General features: G+C 69.3%; 13 protein-coding genes. 6 read left to right on the top strand and 7 right to left on the bottom strand.

From position 1 onward, the window contains the following. Nucleotides 1–262 precede the first annotated feature (262 nt). Entirely contained in the window at nt 263–1,363 is a 1,101-nt protein-coding gene (locus ACQUSQ_RS04430) for a peptidase (RefSeq protein ID WP_435067311.1), read from the top strand. Here the strand turns inward: ACQUSQ_RS04430 and ACQUSQ_RS04425 are convergent, their stop codons facing one another. The 5 genes from ACQUSQ_RS04425 to ACQUSQ_RS04405 form a co-directional block, all read right to left on the bottom strand. Further along, nucleotides 1,364–2,044, bottom strand: coding sequence for a hypothetical protein (locus tag ACQUSQ_RS04425; protein ID WP_435067310.1), 681 nt, complete (start codon nt 2,042–2,044; stop codon nt 1,364–1,366). Beyond that, complete coding sequence (locus tag ACQUSQ_RS04420) at nt 2,044–3,114, bottom strand: PQQ-dependent sugar dehydrogenase (protein WP_435067309.1); 1,071 nt, start codon at nt 3,112–3,114, stop codon at nt 2,044–2,046. Before ACQUSQ_RS04420 ends, ACQUSQ_RS04425 begins: the two co-directional genes overlap by 1 nt. 30 nt (nt 3,115–3,144) lie before the next feature. Then, on the bottom strand, nt 3,145–4,044 hold the full coding sequence (locus ACQUSQ_RS04415; protein ID WP_435067308.1) for an acyltransferase: 900 nt from the start codon (nt 4,042–4,044) through the stop codon (nt 3,145–3,147). Between the two features lie 65 nt (nt 4,045–4,109). Then, entirely contained in the window at nt 4,110–5,777 is a 1,668-nt protein-coding gene (locus tag ACQUSQ_RS04410; RefSeq protein ID WP_435067307.1) for a heme-binding protein, read from the bottom strand. A 64-nt stretch (nt 5,778–5,841) separates the two neighbouring features. Beyond that, a complete protein-coding gene (locus ACQUSQ_RS04405; protein ID WP_435067306.1) occupies nt 5,842–7,632 on the bottom strand; it encodes a site-2 protease family protein in 1,791 nt (596 codons plus the stop codon). Between the two features lie 95 nt (nt 7,633–7,727). Between ACQUSQ_RS04405 and ACQUSQ_RS04400 the strand changes: the two genes are divergently transcribed. From ACQUSQ_RS04400 to mutL, 5 genes are all read left to right on the top strand, one after another. After that, nucleotides 7,728–8,147 carry a hypothetical protein gene (locus ACQUSQ_RS04400; RefSeq protein WP_435067305.1) on the top strand — a complete coding sequence of 140 codons (420 nt, stop codon included), beginning with the start codon at nt 7,728–7,730 and terminating at the stop codon, nt 8,145–8,147. 82 nt (nt 8,148–8,229) lie between these two features. Beyond that, the gene (locus ACQUSQ_RS04395; protein ID WP_435067304.1) at nt 8,230–8,676 is read left to right on the top strand and encodes a universal stress protein; all 447 of its coding nucleotides are present in this window, start codon (nt 8,230–8,232) and stop codon (nt 8,674–8,676) included. Then, on the top strand, nt 8,673–10,901 hold the full coding sequence (locus ACQUSQ_RS04390) for an amino acid permease (protein ID WP_435067303.1): 2,229 nt from the start codon (nt 8,673–8,675) through the stop codon (nt 10,899–10,901). The genes ACQUSQ_RS04395 and ACQUSQ_RS04390 overlap by 4 nt, the downstream gene beginning before the upstream one ends. A gap of 38 nt (nt 10,902–10,939) precedes the next feature. Continuing rightward, complete coding sequence (gene mutS, locus ACQUSQ_RS04385) at nt 10,940–13,618, top strand: DNA mismatch repair protein MutS (RefSeq protein ID WP_435067301.1); 2,679 nt, start codon at nt 10,940–10,942, stop codon at nt 13,616–13,618. Further along, nucleotides 13,615–15,258 (top strand): DNA mismatch repair endonuclease MutL, encoded by a 1,644-nt coding sequence (gene mutL / locus ACQUSQ_RS04380; RefSeq protein ID WP_435067300.1) that lies wholly within the window; start codon nt 13,615–13,617, stop codon nt 15,256–15,258. Before mutS ends, mutL begins: the two co-directional genes overlap by 4 nt. An 81-nt stretch (nt 15,259–15,339) precedes the next feature. Here the strand turns inward: mutL and ACQUSQ_RS04375 are convergent, their stop codons facing one another. Further along, nucleotides 15,340–15,501: a DUF7573 domain-containing protein gene (locus ACQUSQ_RS04375; protein WP_435067299.1), complete on the bottom strand. Its 162-nt coding sequence runs from the start codon at nt 15,499–15,501 to the stop codon at nt 15,340–15,342. Continuing rightward, nucleotides 15,502–16,482, bottom strand: a complete 981-nt coding sequence (locus tag ACQUSQ_RS04370) for a 5,10-methylenetetrahydromethanopterin reductase (RefSeq protein ID WP_435067721.1) — start codon at nt 16,480–16,482, stop codon at nt 15,502–15,504. Nucleotides 16,483–16,525: the final 43 nt, after the last annotated feature.

The raw sequence follows: 16,525 nt of genomic DNA, 5'->3' as shown, positions 1-16,525 counted from the left end.
ACTCCCGTCGGTCGTTTGCCGGCCGATGTCCCACTCGTTCCTCGCGGGACTCCCGGACGGCGCATTTTCGAGCGGGGCGAGAAAATCGCCGGGAGGGAATTGAATCAGGGAGTGGAGCGAGCGACTGCGAGCGGAACGACCGTGGTTCAATTCCCAGAGCGCACTCCCGGTGGTCGGTTGCCGTCCGACGTCCCACTCGTTCCTCGCGGGACTCCCGAACACAGCCCCCCGATTTTTGTGTCGAGCTATCGGACCACGACCCGTGTTCGCCCTCCAATCCACAGCCCCGTCGCTGGCGCCGCCACTCGCCATGTTCGCCGCCCTCCTCGTCGGCGGCGGTATCGTCGGCGGCCTCGGAAGCGCCGTCGCGCGGCGACTGTCGAACCCCGTCTCCAAGTATCGCCTCCTGTACGCGGGCGTCATCGCGCCCTACACCCTCCTCGCCTACGGCATCCTCGCACTCCTCGGTCTCGGCCCGGCCGTCGCGTCTGCGCTCGGCGTCGGCCCGCCGTTCGCGACGCACGTCGGCGACTTCGTGACGGTCCTCGCCGCGGGCGGCGTCGGCCTCGCCGCCTACGCGCCGACGATTCGGGGCGTCCGCGCCGTTCGCGACATCGACCTCTCGACGTCTACCGCACTGGTCCGGATGACCCGATACGTCGTCGGGATGAGCGCGCTGGTGACGGTGATACTCGCGCCGCTCAGCGGTGGCGTCTCGCCGCTCGGCCTCGTCGGCGTCTTCGCCGCCCTCTTGCTCGTCGTCGTCGGGGGCGCGCCGTGGCTCATTCCCCTCGTCCGGTCGACGGTCGACCCGGACGCGGCGACCCGAGAGCGTCTCGACACGCTCCGCGAACGCGCGGGCCTCGACGTCCGCGACGTTGCGGTTCTCGACACCGACGCCGAGGAGACGGCGAGCGCCCACGTTCGCGGCCCGCCGGGCTACCGACGGCTGTTCGTCACCACCACCTTCCTCGACGGCTTCGACGACGCGACGGCGACGGCTCTGCTCGCGATACAGGCCGGGCGCGTCCGGACGCATCTGCTCGCCGCTCGGGTGGGGACGGTCATCCTCGCCGCGGCACCGCTCGTCGCCGCGGTGACGGGTGTGCGCCGGCGCTGGCTACTGCTCGGACTCGCGTTCGCTGTCGTTGTCGGGGGATTCTGGCTCACTCGCCGTCAGGTCCGCCGAGCGGACGACATCGCCGCCGAGCGCGTGGGTGCCGACGCCGTCGCCGACGCTCTCGAACGCTACGCCGAGAGCCACGGGATGGAGCCGACGCGGCGGCGAGTTCCGAATCCGCTCTCGACGAACGTCGCGCTCGGCGACCGAATCGACCGATTGCGGGCGCGAGCCGAGCGATAGTCAGGGCTGGTGGTGGTCGACGACGGTCCGCAGTCGCGCCGTCGCGTCGGCGTCGTATCGGAGCACGCGCCGCCACCACGGCCCCTTCCCCGAGTCGCTGGAGAGGTCGGTGACGAGCGGTCCCGCCGTCGCGCCGGCCTCGGCGGCGCTCAGGCGGACGGCACGGTCGAACAGCCGCGAGTCCGGGCCGCCCGCCACCAGCACCTCGGCGTCGAACGGGTCCCGCTTGGCGTGGGCGTTGCTCGCGAATCGCTCGCGGACCGCGGCATCCTCACGGTATTCCTCGCCGGTGCAGACGCGGTCGACCCGAAACTCGCCGATGAGATAGGCACCCCAGTCAGCGGCGGCGTCACCGCGAGCGGAGAGCGTGGCGTAGAAAAAGAGTGAGTCGCCGGGGTCGAGCGTCGAGAGCGGCCCGGCCTTCACGCCGTGGTTGTCGCCGTAGGTGTAGGCCGTCGACCCGTGGACGCCCGCGAACTCCGGGTCGAGATGTACCGGCCGGTCGGCCACCTCGCTCACGTCGATATCGAGCGAGAGGTCGGCGTAGGTCGGAACTGGCTCGGCGACGGGTGCCCGCTCCGGGATGGGGACGTACTCGAACCGGCCGTCAGGATATATCGGCCCGCGAAAGCCGGGGAGCGTGGTGTTCGCGCCGACGTTGATGGCGAGAGACCGGGCCATCAGGGAACGAACCGAATCAAGCGGTCGTCGGCGTCGACGGGCGACCCCCGTCCGTCGCGGTTGCTCGTCACGGCGTGCAGGTGGCCCTCGGGGCCGGTGAACACCGTCCGAATCCGGCCGAACTCGTCCTCGACGAGACGCTCCTCGCTGGCGATGCTGGGGCCATCACCTTGGAACGTGACTCGGTGGACATGTTGGGCCTTGAGCGTCCCGAAAAAGAGGTCGCCCTGCCACGCCTCGATTGGGCCGTCGTACATCGTTGCGCTCGCGGGGGCGATGGTGGGCGAGTAACTGGTGACGGGGTCGGTGAATCGGTCGTCGGAACTCGGGCCGCGCGCCTCGGGCCAGCCGTAGTTCTCCCCCGCTCGGAGGACGTTTATCTCGTCGGCGACCTGCGGGCCGTGCTCCGTGCTGTAGAGGGCGCCGTCGCGGACGGTGAGTCCCTGCGGGTTTCGATGGCCGTAGGAGAACACGGGCGAGTCGAAGGGGTTGTCGGGGTGGGCGTCGCCGTCGAGAGTCACCCGGAGGACCGACCCCGCGAGTACGTCGCGGTCCTGCGCCCGGTCGGCGTCCGAGGCGTCGCCACAGGTCATGTAGAGGGCGTCGTCGTGGACCAACAGCCGCCCGCCGTCGTGGATGTGCGCGCCCGGAATCCCGGTGAGAAGCGGCGTCGGCTCCCAGTCGGCGGTCAGGTCGTGTCGGACGAGGCGGTTCGCCAGTCCGTCCGCTGCCTCGTAGGTCTGGTGGGTGTAGGCGACGGGGTCCGAGGGGTGGAAGGCAAGTCCCAACAGTCCGCCTTCGCCGGCGTGGCGGACGCCCGCGACGGACTCGACGACCGGTTCGACCGAGCCGTCGACGACCCGGACGATTCGCCCCGGTCGCTCCGTGAGATAGAGCGTGTCGTCGCGGTAGGCGACTCCCCACGGGATTTCGAGGTCGGTCGCGAGCACTTCCACGGTCGGGTCGACGGCCGGCAAGTCGTCGTCGGTCGGAGTGCCGTCGCCCGACTGGCCGGCACAGCCACCCACCGCGGCGACGCCGAGCGCGGCGAGATAGCGTCGTCTGTCCATATCCGATATCGGGGCTGGAGCGTGAAAAGCCTACTCTGGGGGGGTGAGCGACCGCTGGAACTCGTCGAAGACGTTGAGGTCGTCGGGCAGGTCGTAGTCGATGCGGCGCTTCTCCTTGTTGCTCTGCCCACCCGCATCGAGCGGTTCGGCCACGCTCTCCCAACCGGGTTTGACGCGAACGCTCTTTGCCGGCATCCCGACGGCGATGTGGTGGGCCGGCACGTCGCCCTGTACGACGGCGCGGGCACCGACGACGGCGTTCTTGCCAACTCGCGACCCGGCGCTGACCATGGCGTCGTAGGTGACGCGAGCGTCGTCTTCGACGACCGTGTGGTAGTTTTTCACCTCGGTCTGGTCGACGATATCGTGGTCGTGGCTGTAGAGATGGACGCCGTCGGAGATGGAGACGCGGTCGCCGATGGTCAACTGTCCTCGGTCGTCGAGGTGGACGTCGTCGTGGATGACGACGTTGTCGCCGACGGAGATATTGTGCCCGTAGGTGAAGGAAATGCCCTTGAAGAACCGACAGTCGTCGCCACACTCGGCAAAGAGGTGGTCGGCGAGCATCCGCCGGAACCGGAGCGCGAACTCGACGTTGTCGGCCATGGGCGTGGCGTCGAACTGCCGCCAGAGCCACTGGAGATGTTTCGAGCGCTGGAAGCGGTCCTCGTCTTTCTCCGCGTAGTACTCGCTTTCGAGGGTCGCGTTACAGGGGTCGTACCCCTGAAGCCGAACCCGCTCTGCCGGCGAGACGTCGCCGCCCTCCTGCCAGCGCTCGTACGCCTCGCGGTCCCCGAACAGGTCGATGAGCACGTCCTGTACTACCTCGCACGTGCTCTCGTCAGAGGAGAGCCGTTCGTCGACGTAGTCGATGAACTCGCCGACCCCCGCGTCGGCCGCTCCGGGGAGCGAGACGTGTCGCTTCGTCATTGAAGCCGTGGTAAGTCTGGGGTCCCCAAAGGGGTTCGGATGTGCGCGCCGAGTGGGAAATCGCCCTACGCCAGGAAGACGTGACGCGGCCGGTCCGCGAGGACGTCACGCCCCCACGAGACGGTGTCCGCGAACTCGTCCGAGCGGAAAAATCCCATGGCGTCGTCCTTCGAGCGCCACTGACTGGCGATGAACATGTCGTTCTCGTCCTCGACGTTAATCATCAGGTCCGTCTCGCCGTGGCCCTCCATCTCGGCCAGCAGGTCGCCGACCGTCTCGAACTTCTCTACGAAGTCCTCGCGATGCTCGGGTTTGACCGTGTAGAACATCCCCATCGTGCCGAAGCCGGACTCCTCGCCCGCCCGGCTGACGATGCCGGGGAGTTCGGAGAGGAAGCCGGCGGCGGTGTCGGCGGCGCTCGCCGTCTCCCAGATGCTCACGACCGCCCGCCGGTCGCGTTCGAGGGCGTCGTACACCGCCGTCAGTTCGTGGGTGTCGTAGTGGTCGAAGTTCGAGCGCAGGCCGTCGACCTCCTCGAACAGTTCGTCGGCGTCGGCCTCCGAGTAGAGCACCGTGGCGTACACGTCCTCGCCGTGTGGCTGGCCGGCGTAGATGTTCAGGTCCTCGAGTTCGCCGCGGATGTCGTCGTCCTCCTCGTCCTCGGCGTGTGCGTGCCCGTCGCCACCCTCACCGTGAGCGTGGTCGTCGCCCTCACCGTGAGCGTGATCGTCGCCCTCACCGTGAGCGTGATCGTCACTCTCGCCGTGAGCGTGATCGTCACTCTCGCCGTGAGCGTGATCGTCACTCTCGCCGTGAGCGTGATCGTCACTCTCGCCGTGAGCGTGATCGTCACTCTCGCCGTGAGCGTGATCGTCACTCTCGCCGTGAGCGTGATCGTCACTCTCGCCGTGAGCGTGACCGCCACCTTCGCCGTGAGCGTGCCCGTCCTCCTCGGCAGGCACGTCCTCGCCCGCGAGGAAGGCCGGCAGGTCGCTCGGCGGGAAGCGCCGCCCGACGTAGAAGGGGCCGAACTCGCTGTAGCGGGCGCTGGCCTCGTCGTAGCGCATCTCGTAGACGATGTCCTTGAGGTCGGTCGGGTCCTCGGAGAAGAGGGTGACCCCCCACTCCCAGTCGTCGAGACCGACCGACGAGGCGACGATTTGTTTCACCTGTCCGGCGAACTCGCGGCCGTGTTCGCCGTGTTCCTCCATCATCTCGCGGCGGCGCTCGAAGGGCAGGTCGTACCAGTTGTCCTGCTCGCCGCGCTTCCGGCTCATGGGGTAGAAGCTGACGTACTGGTCGTCCGGAATCGACGGTTCGAGTTTGCCCTCGATGTAGCGTTTGAGGCCCGCGTCGACCTCCTCCTCGCCCTCGGTGAAGTAGGCGTCCGAGACGTAGCCGCTGACCTCGGTGACCGAGACGTAGGAGGTGGACTGCTCGGTGAAGGCGCCGAGCGTCGTGCGGTCGAACTGGCGTTCGGCAGTCGAGAGGGCATCAAGCGTCGGACGCAGGTGGATGATGAGCAGGTCGGCCTTGTGTCCGACCATGGAGAAGACGGCGGAGGCGCCGTCGTCGGCGTCGGCGACGTCCTCGTGTCGCTGGAGATACTCCACGCCCTCCTCGATGGCCCGGTCACGCTCTCGCTCGGGGGCGTCCCGCCACGCCGCCCAGTCGATGCGACGGAAGTCGTGCAGTGCGTACCAACCTTCGTCGGTCTGGGGTGGCTCGCGCATGACCGACCGTTGGCACTGGGGGGGTATGGGAGTTGTGTGTCGCTTCCAGCGAGTGGGAAGCGACCTAAGATAGCAACTGCGGCCCAAATATCATCAGAATGAGCGACGCGAGCATCGTCAGCCCGATACTGGTGGTGATGGTCCGCACCAGCCGCGGCGAGTCGGAGACGGGGAGCCGCGACACCACGGCCTCCGTGGCGGTCCGCAGGATGCGCCCGCCGTCGAGGGGGTAGCCGGGGATGCAGTTGAACAGGCCAAGTTGGAGGTTCACCCACGCGGTCCAGAAGAGGACGTTCGCGAGGATGAACACCCCATCGCCAAGCGGCGCCAGCGGCCCCTGCACCACGTAGAAGTTGGTGACGGCGGGGGTGAATCCCGGGAAGTTGGGGATGCCGAGGACGACGGAGGCGAGGGGAAGGACGAGCGAGACGTAGACGAGTGCGAACGGCGAGTCGGTCAGGCCGGGGAGAAGCGAACTCGACCCCTCGCCACCCGAGCCGCCGAGGAGTTCGAGGTAGGTGCCGGCCGGATACGTCTGGACGCCGAAGTCGGTGACGAGCAATCCGCTGGTGCCGGGGAAGAGGTCGACGCCGACGAAGGCGTTGCCGTCGCGCGGGTTCTCGCCCAGACGCACGTCGTAGGGGCGGAACTCGCCGTCGGCGTAGACGCGGACGGTAACGCGGTCACCCTCCTCGTAGCCGTCGAGGGTGCGCGCGAGGTCCGTCGAGGAGGTGATGCGCTCGCCGTCGATGCCGGTGATGATGAAGGAGGCGTTCGTCGGCGCGGAGGCGTTTGCCAGCGGCCCGTCGGGGGCGGCGCGCGTGACGTAGGCTCCGACCGGGATGACGTGTGTCCCGTTCGACGTCTCGATGCGGGCAAACTCGCCGCCGGATTCGAGCGCCGACTGGAACTCGCCGCGGGTCTCGACTGGCGTCCCGTTGACGGCGGTGAGGTGAATCGGCTCGTCCTCGACGGTCAGGTTGGCGGGGTTGCCAGCGACGCTCCCGACGACCGTGAGCGACCGCTCGACTTGCACCGTCCGCTCGCCGTCGATTTCGACGCTGACGGTCCGGTCCTCGGCGGCGAGCAAGGCGTCGTCGAGGTCGCGCTCGGTCGTCACGTTCGTCCCCTCGATAGCGGTGATGCGGTCGCCGTCGTCGATGCCCGCCGTCGCGGCCGCCGACCCGCCGTAGGCGCCGTCGACGGCGACGCCGGGGGCGACGCCCACCGCGCCGATGACGGGGCCGAACAGGAGGGCAAAGGCGATGGCGGTCAGGACGAAGTTGTTCGTCACGCCCGCCGCGAACATCCGGGTTCGAGCGCCGCGGTTCGCGTTCGCCTGACTCTCCTCGTCGGGTTCGACGAAGGCGCCGATGGGGATGAACGCGAGGAAGACGGCGCCCATCGACTCGATGTCGATGTCCTCGACCCGGCAGAGCAGGCCGTGCCCGCCCTCGTGGACGACGAGCCCTATCAGCAGGCCGAAGACGATTTCGGGCGCGACGGCGAGCGGGAGGAAGTCGTTGACGCCGGGGACGACGAGGAAGTTCTCGGGCTGATTGACCGCCGACGGCGCCGGCGGGTTCCGGAGGATGGAGATGGCCTGAAAGAGCAGGAGGGCGAACATCCCGACCATGATGACGAGGGCGACGCCGACGCCGACGTTGCTCCACGCCCGCCAGAAGCGCTTGGGCTGGGCGAGACGGGTGAGAAGGGCGCGCCCGCGACGCGTGTGTATCGTCGCAATCGGCCCCTGAAGGCGCACGGAGTCGGGGAGATAGCCACGAACTTGGAGGGCTTTCGCCACGAGAGAGTAGGCGAGAATACCGACGAGCACCCACAGCAGCGTGTTCATTCGACCGGAGGGACGGCCGCGATGGCAAAAGGCGTTCGGATACCGCGTGTCCGGAACCCGCGCGGCTTTTTCCCGTGGCGGTCGAATGGCGGGGTATGACACGCTTCGACGCCGCCGACACTGGCGCCCGACGCAAACTGTTCGCGGAAGCGGTGCTCGCCCACCGAAACCGCGGGAGCCAGTTTCTCACCATCGAAGTCGACCCGGCCGACGCCCCGGACGTCGACGCCGACGCCGACGCCGACGAGCCCGCCCCGGCCCCGTGGATTCAGTTCGCGGACGAGACGTTCAACCTCGACTGCACCGACGCGGAACTCGACCGCCTGAAAGACGTGCTCGACGAGTTCCCCGAGTGTCGCATCGAGCAAATCGAGCGCCCCGAGGAGGCCGACGGGGCGAACGTCCGCGTCACCGCTCGGTCGGACGCCAACCGGCTGGGTCAGTTCGCCGACCGCGCCCTGCAGGCCACCTACGAACTCGACGACGACTACCGGGCGTGGGTGACGCAGCTGTAGGGGAAGTGTGATGGTCGTTGCGCCCGCAGAGACCCAGTATGAACGGACGAACGAGTCTCATCCCACGTCGGGGTGATGCGACGTGAGCGCGCCATCGAATCTCCTGTCTCGTCCCCTCGTACCCGTCGCGAGTGAAGACGACGCGCGAGCGACGTGCCGGGCCGCGTTCCCCCGCATCGCCGCCGCTGGCGGCCGTCCCGTCGTCGTCCACGTCATCGAGAAGGCGGGCGGCGCGCCGGACAAGGCCTCCGTCGAACAGCGAGAGGCGGCCGCCGCGGACGCGTTCGCCGTCGTTCGCGACCACGCCGAGGACGCCGGCCTCGACGTGACGACCGAGATTCGGTACGGGACGGACGTGGCGGCGACGATTATCGACGCCGCGGCCGACGTCGACGCGAGCGCCGTCGTCTTCCACCCGCGAGACGGGTCGTGGCTGCTCGACCTGCTGACCGGCAACGTGCGTGACCGACTGCTCGAAGAGAGCGAGCATCCCGTAGTCGTGTTGCCCGATGCGGAGGTCGACCAGTGAGCGACGAGGAACTCGCGAAGGACCTCGGCCCGCTCGCGGCGCTGACCATCGGCGTCGGGACGATGATAGGCGCGGGCATCTTCGTCCTGCCACGAACGGCCATCAGCCAAGCGGGGTCGTTCGCCGTCGTCGCCTTCGTCCTCGGAGGCGCCATCGCGCTCCTGACGGCGTTTTCGGCGAGCGAACTCGGGACGGCCATGCCCCGGTCCGGCGGTGCGTACTACTACGTCAATCACGCGCTCGGACCGCTGTTCGGGTCGGTCGCGGGGTGGGCCAATTGGCTCGGTCTCGCCTTCGCCTCCGCGTTCTACATGGTCGGGTTCGGGCAGTACATCCAGCAGATATTCGGCCTCACGGGAGCCGTCGGCGTCGGCCCAATCGCCCTCGACCCGGTGAAGGTAATCGCGCTCGCCGGGGCGGTTCTGTTCGTCGCCATCAACTACGTCGGCGCGAAGGAGACGGGACGCCTCCAGAACGCTATCGTCATCCTGCTGGTCGGTATTCTGGCCGTCTTCACCGTCTACGGCGCGCTGCGTGCCGACCCGGCCAACCTGCCGCCGGTGGCGACGTTCAGCGACACGATGGCGGTGACGGGCGTCATCTTCGTCTCCTATCTCGGCTTCGTCCAGATTACGAGCGTCGCGGAGGAAATCAAAAACCCCGGCGTCAACCTGCCGCGGGCGGTCATCGGGAGCGTCCTCCTCGTGACCGTCATCTACGCGCTCGTGCTGGTGACGATGGCCGCCGCCGTCGAGCGAGGGTTCATCGAGGCGCTACCGACGGAACAGATTGCCGTGGTCGAGGTGGCGCGGCTGTTGCTCGGCCCCGCCGGCGCCATCGCAATGTTGCTCGGCGGACTGCTGGCGACTGCATCCAGCGCGAACGCCTCCATCCTCGCCTCCTCGCGAATCAACTTCGCGATGGGGCGGGACGGCATCGTCAGCGAGTCGCTCAACGAGATTCACCCGCGGTTTGCGACTCCGTACCGCGCCATCGCCATCACGGGCGCGCTCATCGTCCTCTTTATCGCCGCCGGAACGGTCGAGACGCTGGCGGCGATGGGGAGTGTCCTCCACCTGCTCATCTACGCCCTCCTCAACGTGGCGCTCATCGTGATGCGAGAGGTGCAGCCGGCGGATTACGACCCGGACTACACGGTCCCGCTCTACCCGGTCGTGCCGATTCTGGGCGCGCTCACCGCACTCGGCCTCATCGTCTTCATCGCGCCGCTGGTAATCGCGCTCAGCGCCGTCCTCGTCGCCGGCGCAATCCTCTGGTACTTCGGCTACGCCCGGTCGCGAGCCACCAAACAGGGCGTCCTCTCGGAGTACATCCTCGACCGGGCGGGCGAGATGCCAGACGCCGCCGTCGACGCGGCGACGAGCGTCCAACCCGACGGCGGCGAGTACCGCGTGATGGTGCCGCTCGCCAACCCGGAACACGAGGCAGAACTCATCGAACTCGCGAGTATCGTCGCCAAGCAACACGGGGGAACGGTCGTCGCCACCCACATCATCACGGTGCCGGACCAGACGGCGCTCGAACGCGCCCGCGGCCGTGCCGACGAAATCGACGAGACGTCGAAGTTCCTCCTCGACCGGGCGCGCGAGGACGCCGAGACGTTCGGCGTCGACGTCGAGACCCACACCATCCTCTCGCACCGCTCGTACGAGGGCATCTTCGACGCGGCACAGAGCCAAGACGCCGACCTCGTGGTGATGGGTTGGAACCCCGGCGCCCACGGCGCGCCGGGACGTGTCGAAGGGACGATGGACGAACTCGTCCACTCGCTGCCCTGCGACATGCTGGTGCTCAGAAACCGGGGCTTCGACCCGTCGCGCATCGTCGTCCCGACGGCGGGCGGCCCGGACTCCGAACTCGCCGCGGAGGTGGCCGCAATCCTCCGGATGACACAGGACGCCGAGGTGGAGGTGCTACACGTCGCCGACGACGTGGCGGCGGGCGAAGCGTTCCTCGAAGAGTGGGCGGCGGAACACGGCCTCGGCGAGGCGGAACTCGTCGTTCGCTCGGGCGACGTCGAAGACGCAATCGAGGCGTCGGCCGAGGACGCGACGCTACTCATCATCGGGGCAACGGAGCGGGGCCTCCTCTCGCGACTCGTCCGCGGCGCGCTCGCGCTCGACGTGGTCGACGAGGTGGATTGTTCGGTCCTGCTGGCCGAGCGCAAACGCGACCGGAGCCTCCTGAAGCGCCTGTTCGGCTAACCTGACGGTTTTTATCCTTCGACCGCCCGGTGTCGGATATGGACGCGGATTCGGACACGGGCGGGGTTGACGTCGACGCCGCCGCGGTGACCGGCCCCCCGGACGGCATGGTCGACGTCCGTGACGACCTGACGCCGATGCTGAGTCAGTACTTCGACCTGTGTACCGAGTACGAGGACGCCCTCCTGCTCTTTCAGAACGGCGACTTCTATCAGACCTACTGCGAGGCGGCGGCAGAGACGGCCCGGGTGTGCGAACTCACCCTCACCGAGCGCGAGGACAGCACGGGCACCTATCCGATGGCGGGGATTCCCGTCGACAACGCCGCGACGTACGTCGAGCGACTGCTCGATGCGGGCTACCGGGTCGCCGTCGCGGAACAGGTCGAGACGCCCGAGGAGGCGTCCGGACTCGTCGAGCGCGCGGTTACGCAGGTGGTGACGCCGGGGACGGTCCTCGACGACGAACTCCTCGGCACGGGGACGAAAAACTACGTCGCCGCGGTGGTTCAGGACGGAGAGACGCGGGCCGTGGCCGCCGTCGACGCCGCGACCGGCGAGTGTCTGATCACGAGCGTCGACGCCGACGCGAGTCTGGCGGCGGAACTCGACCGCCTCGCGCCCGCCGAACTGCTCGTCGGCCCGGGCGCGACGGTCGACCGCGAGGCGCTGTCGGTGTCGCCGATGACGACTGACCACGAGGCGGCGGCGATGGACGCCGAGGGCGCGCGCGACACCCTCGAATCCTATGTGGCACGCCCCGACGCAGTGGTCGAAAACGAGGCCGAACGGCGGGCCTGCGGGGCGGTGCTCGCGTACGCCGAGTGGACGCAGGGCGACGACGGCCCGCTGGAGTATGTCACGCGCATCACCCGCTACGACCCGCGGGAAGCGCTCGGTCTCGATGCGACGGCGCTTCGGAGCCTCGAACTGTTCGAGAACCGGGGCACGGGCGCGAGCGAGACGCTGTTCGACGTGCTGGACGAGACGGCCTGCGCGCTCGGCCGTCGGGCGCTCGACGGGTGGCTCCGTCGTCCTCTCGTCGACCGAGACTCTATCGAGGCGCGTCACGACGCCGTCGCCGCCCTCGCCGACGACGCCCTCGCTCGCGAGGAGATTCGGGCGGCGCTGGCCGACGTCTACGACCTCGAACGCCTGACTGGCCGGGTGTCACGGGAGCGAGCCAACGCCCGCGACCTGCGCTCGCTGGGCGCGACACTCGACGCGGTGCCCGCGGTGCTGGAGGGACTGGACGCGGTGGAGGGCACGGAACGGCTCGACCACCTCCGCGAGCGAATCGACCCGCTGGATTCGGTTCGGAACCTCGTCGACCGGGCCATCCAGCCCGACCCGCCGGTCGAAGTGACGGAGGGGGGCGTGATTCGCGAGGGGTTCGACGACGAACTCGACGACCTGCGGGCGACGGAGCGGGAGGGCCGCGCGTGGGTGGCCGATTTGGAGGCTCGCGAGCGAGAGCGGACGGGCATCGACTCGCTCTCGGTCGGTCACAATCAGGTACACGGCTACTACATCGAAGTGACGGACCCGAACCTCGACCGGGTGCCGGAGGACTACACGCGCCGGCAGACGCTGAAAAATGCGGAGCGGTTCTACACGCCGGAACTCAAACGCCGCGAAGACGAGATTCTGGGCGCCGCCGAGCGGGCCGACACGCTGGAGTACGAGCGCTTCCGCGAGGTGCGGGCGTCTGTCGCGGAGGAGACGGAGCGCCTCAAAGCGTTGGCGGACGCCCTCGCGGAACTCGACGCGCTGGCGACGCTGGCGACGGTAGCCGTCGAGCGCGACTACACCAGACCGACGTTCCACGAGGGCGGCATCGACATCGAGGCGGGCCGGCATCCCGTGGTCGAGGCGACACAGGAGCGGTTCGTCCCGAACGACGCTGCCCTCCCGCCCGAGAGCGTGACGCTCGTCACCGGCCCGAACATGAGCGGGAAGTCGACGTACATGCGACAGGTGGCGCTCATCGTCGTGTTGGCGCAGGCGGGGAGTTTCGTGCCCGCGACGGCGGCGCACCTGCCCGTCGTCGACCGGGTGTTCACCCGCGTCGGCGCGAGCGACGATATCGCGGGCGGGCAGTCGACGTTCATGCGCGAGATGACCGAACTCACGTCGATTCTCCACGAGGCGACGCCGGACTCGCTCGTCCTCCTCGACGAGGTGGGCCGGGGAACGAGTACGGCCGACGGCCGCGCAATCGCCCGCGCCACCGTCGAGTTCCTCCACGACGAGGTGGGCGCGACGACGCTCTTTGCCACCCACTACCACGACCTGACGGACTTGGCGACGGCCTACGACCGCGTCCGCAACCTGCATTTCGCCGCCGAGCGCGAGCGTGTCGACGAGGAGGGGGAGAACCGCCCAGCCGGCGACGTGACCTTCCTCCACCGCGTCGCCGAAGGGCCGGCCTCGTCGTCGTACGGCGTCGAGGTGGCGCGACTCGCCGGCGTGCCCGACCCCGTCGTGGAGCGAGCGCGGGCGCTCGTGACCGACCGCCGGGCGACGAACGGGCACGAGGCGGAGATGGCGTTCGACGAGGGGAGCGACGGCGACGGCGACGAGTCCGCTGATGCCGACCCCGACGACGGCGCCGACTCCGATATCGCGGCCACCCTCCGCGAGACGGACCTCGCGACGACGACGCCCATCGAGGCGCTGACGCTCCTCGCGGACCTGCAAGAGCGGGTGACGGAGTGATGCGCCGTCTGGACCGTGAGACGGTCGACCGCATCGCCGCCGGCGAGGTGGTGACGCGGCCGGCCCGCGTCGTCGTCGAACTCCTCGAAAACGCGCTCGACGCGGGCGCGGAGCGGGTGGAAATCGAGGTGGCGGGCGACGGCACCGAGCGGATTCGCGTCGTCGACGACGGCAGGGGGATGAGCGAGTCCGAGGCGTCGATGGCCGTCGAGCGCCACACGACGAGCAAGCTTCCGGGCGGCGACCTGACGGACGTCGACACGCTCGGCTTCCGGGGCGAGGCACTCGCGAGCATCGCGGACGTGGCGCGGCTGACGCTCACGACCAACGACGACGGGGCGCGAGGGACGCGTGTCCGTGTCGATGGAGACGACGTGGCCGTCGACTCCGCGGGACGAGGGCAGGGGACGACCGTCGAGGTTGCGGACCTGTTCTACAACCGCCCGGCACGGAAGGAGTCGCTCGCCGCGCCGGCGACGGAGTTCGAGCGAATCAGCGAGCGCGTGGCGGCGTACGCCCTCCTCCGTCCCGAGGTGGCCATCGTCCTCGAACACGACGACCGGCAGGTGTTCGCGACGGCGGGGTCGGGCGACCCCGTCGACGCCGCCCTCGCCGTCTACGGGCGAGAGGTAGCGCGCGAGAGCACGACCATCGACGCCGAGACGACGCTGTCCGTCGGAGACGAGGCGACGGCCCGAATCCGCGGCCTGCTCGCCTACCCGTCGGTGACACGGGCCGCGAGCGACCACGTCCGCCTCGCGGTCAACGGGCGCCCCGTCTCCGTCCCGTCGCTCCGCCGGACGGTCGAACGGGGCTACGGGTCGCTCCTGCCGGGGGACCGCTACCCTATCGCCGCACTCGACGTGTCGCTCCCGCCGTCGGCAGTCGACCAGAACGTCCACCCGACCAAGGAGACGGTGGCGCTCCGGGCGGCCGACGACGTGGCCGCGGCGCTCGAAGACGCCGTCTCGGACGCCCTCGAAACGGCCGACCTCCGGCGCTCGGCGGAGGTGGCGATGGACTTGGAGGCGGCGCTCGACCCCGTCGAGGCGTCGTCGGCGCTCGGCGACGCGACGTTCATCGGCCGGTTTCGCGACCTCTACCTGCTCTGTGAGGCGGGCGAGGAGTTGCTGGTAATCGACCAGCACGCCGCCCACGAGCGCATCAACTACGAACGCCTGCGCGACGCGGTGGCGTCGTCGGGCGTGCCGTCGGCGGCGCTCGACCCGCCGGTCACCAAGTCACTCTCGCCGGGCGAGGTGGCCGCCGTCGAGCGTCACGCCGCCGAACTCGAACGCCTCGGCTTCGACTGCGACCCCTTCGGTGGCGGGATGGTCCGGATTCGGGCCGTCCCCGCGCCGCTCGGTCGGGTGGCGGACGCCGACGCACTCGAAACGGCGGTGTCGGCGCTCCGCGACGGCGACGACGCCGACCGGCGGGACGAGCGTCTCGCCGAACTGGCCTGTCACCCCTCGCTCAAGGCGGGCGACGACCTCTCGGCCGAGGATGCCGCGGCGCTGGTCGACCGACTCGGCGCCTGCGACCAACCGTTCGCCTGCCCGCACGGCCGGCCGACGGTACTCGCACTAGATGAAGCGCATCTCGCGGGCGGGTTCGACCGCCACCCGCGCCGCGGTTGATACTGTTGGCTGTCACCGATTCGAGGCATTCGGCTCCCCGGAGTGCCGAATGTCTGTATTGACTTACAGTCGACAGTATGCTCACCACTCCTTGCAGTCGGCACAGACGTAGCGCTCGTCGTCGCGGAAGCGCCACGAGACGACCGCTTCGCAGGCGTCACAGACGCCGTCGGCGGTCCACCGAGCAGTCGGGACAGCGGCGTCGTCGCCCGGCGCGACGTCGTCGAGCGATGGGTCGGACATCTATTCGGTCGCGCGGTCGTGGGCCGTCGCCGCGAGTTCGAGTGCGCTGTCGATATCGGGACCGATTGGCGACCCGACGACGACGCTGTCCGCGTAGTCGAGGACCGCGTCGAGTCGGTCGGCCACCTCGTCGACCGTCCCCGCGACACAGAACGCCTCGACCATCTCGGGAGTGACGCGCTCGAACGCCGTCTCGAAGTCGCCGGCGCTCAGGGCGTCGCCGATGGCGTCGGCGCGGTCGGCGTCCAAGTCGTGCCGGGCGAGGACGGGCGGCGCGGCGCCGGCGGCGATGAACGCGACCGGGGGGCGGGCGGCCTCTCGCGCGGCGGCGCCGTCTTCGGCGACGCTGACGCTCGCGTAGGCGGCGAGGTCGAATTCGCCGAGGCCGTCGAGTCGGTCGGCCAGTCCGTCCTCGACTTGGTCGCGCGCCCACCGCAGGTCGGCGGGATGGGAGCCGTTGAACAGCAGGCCGTCGGCGTGTTTGGCCGCCATCTTGCACATATGCGGCCCCTCGCCGCCGACGTAGGTCGGTATCGGCGTCGGCACGTCGAAGTTCAGCCCCGCGTCCTCGGCGGTGAAAGTGCCGTCGTGGGAGACGCGCTCGCCGTCCCAGAGCCGCTGAGCGACTTTGAACGCCTCAAGGACGGAGCGGAGCCCCCGGTCGTCGGCGAGGCCCAGATTGCGGAGCGTCGAGGGGTCGCCGGGGCCGATACCGAAGACGGCGCGGCCGTCGCTCGCCTCGGCGACCGTCGCCACCTCGCCCGCGAGGGTCACGGGGTGACGTTCGAGGGGGTTGACGACGCCCGGGCCGAGTCGGACCGACTCGGTCGCGTCGGCGAGGCGGGCGAGCGCCGCGAACGGCGAGCGGTTGTTGTAGTGACTGGAGACGAAGAGGGTGTCGTAGCCGGCGCGTTCGGCCGCCGTACCGAGGTCGACGAGGCGGTCGATGGGATGCTCGGGCGTGAGTTCGAGTCCGAACATCAGCGTCGGTGCCACCTCGGGACTGTCGTCGGCGAACGCGTCG

Source organism: Haloplanus sp. C73 (assembly GCF_051195115.1).
Classification (GTDB): domain Archaea; phylum Halobacteriota; class Halobacteria; order Halobacteriales; family Haloferacaceae; genus Haloplanus.
This window is presented reverse-complemented; position numbering and strand designations above follow the sequence as displayed.

What these genes read in the sequence shown, in the direction of transcription:
- ACQUSQ_RS04425 (WP_435067310.1), bottom strand. Translation starts at nt 2,044, where the DNA reads ATGGCCCGGTCTCTCGCCATCAACGTCGGCGCGAACACCACGCTCCCC.
- ACQUSQ_RS04420 (WP_435067309.1), bottom strand. Translation starts at nt 3,114, where the DNA reads ATGGACAGACGACGCTATCTCGCCGCGCTCGGCGTCGCCGCGGTGGGT.
- ACQUSQ_RS04415 (WP_435067308.1), bottom strand. Translation starts at nt 4,044, where the DNA reads ATGACGAAGCGACACGTCTCGCTCCCCGGAGCGGCCGACGCGGGGGTC.
- ACQUSQ_RS04410 (WP_435067307.1), bottom strand. Translation starts at nt 5,777, where the DNA reads ATGCGCGAGCCACCCCAGACCGACGAAGGTTGGTACGCACTGCACGAC.
- ACQUSQ_RS04405 (WP_435067306.1), bottom strand. Translation starts at nt 7,632, where the DNA reads ATGAACACGCTGCTGTGGGTGCTCGTCGGTATTCTCGCCTACTCTCTC.
- ACQUSQ_RS04400 (WP_435067305.1), top strand. Translation starts at nt 7,728, where the DNA reads ATGACACGCTTCGACGCCGCCGACACTGGCGCCCGACGCAAACTGTTC.
- mutS (WP_435067301.1), top strand. Translation starts at nt 10,940, where the DNA reads ATGGACGCGGATTCGGACACGGGCGGGGTTGACGTCGACGCCGCCGCG.
- ACQUSQ_RS04375 (WP_435067299.1), bottom strand. Translation starts at nt 15,501, where the DNA reads ATGTCCGACCCATCGCTCGACGACGTCGCGCCGGGCGACGACGCCGCT.
- ACQUSQ_RS04370 (WP_435067721.1), bottom strand. Translation starts at nt 16,482, where the DNA reads ATGTTCGGACTCGAACTCACGCCCGAGCATCCCATCGACCGCCTCGTC.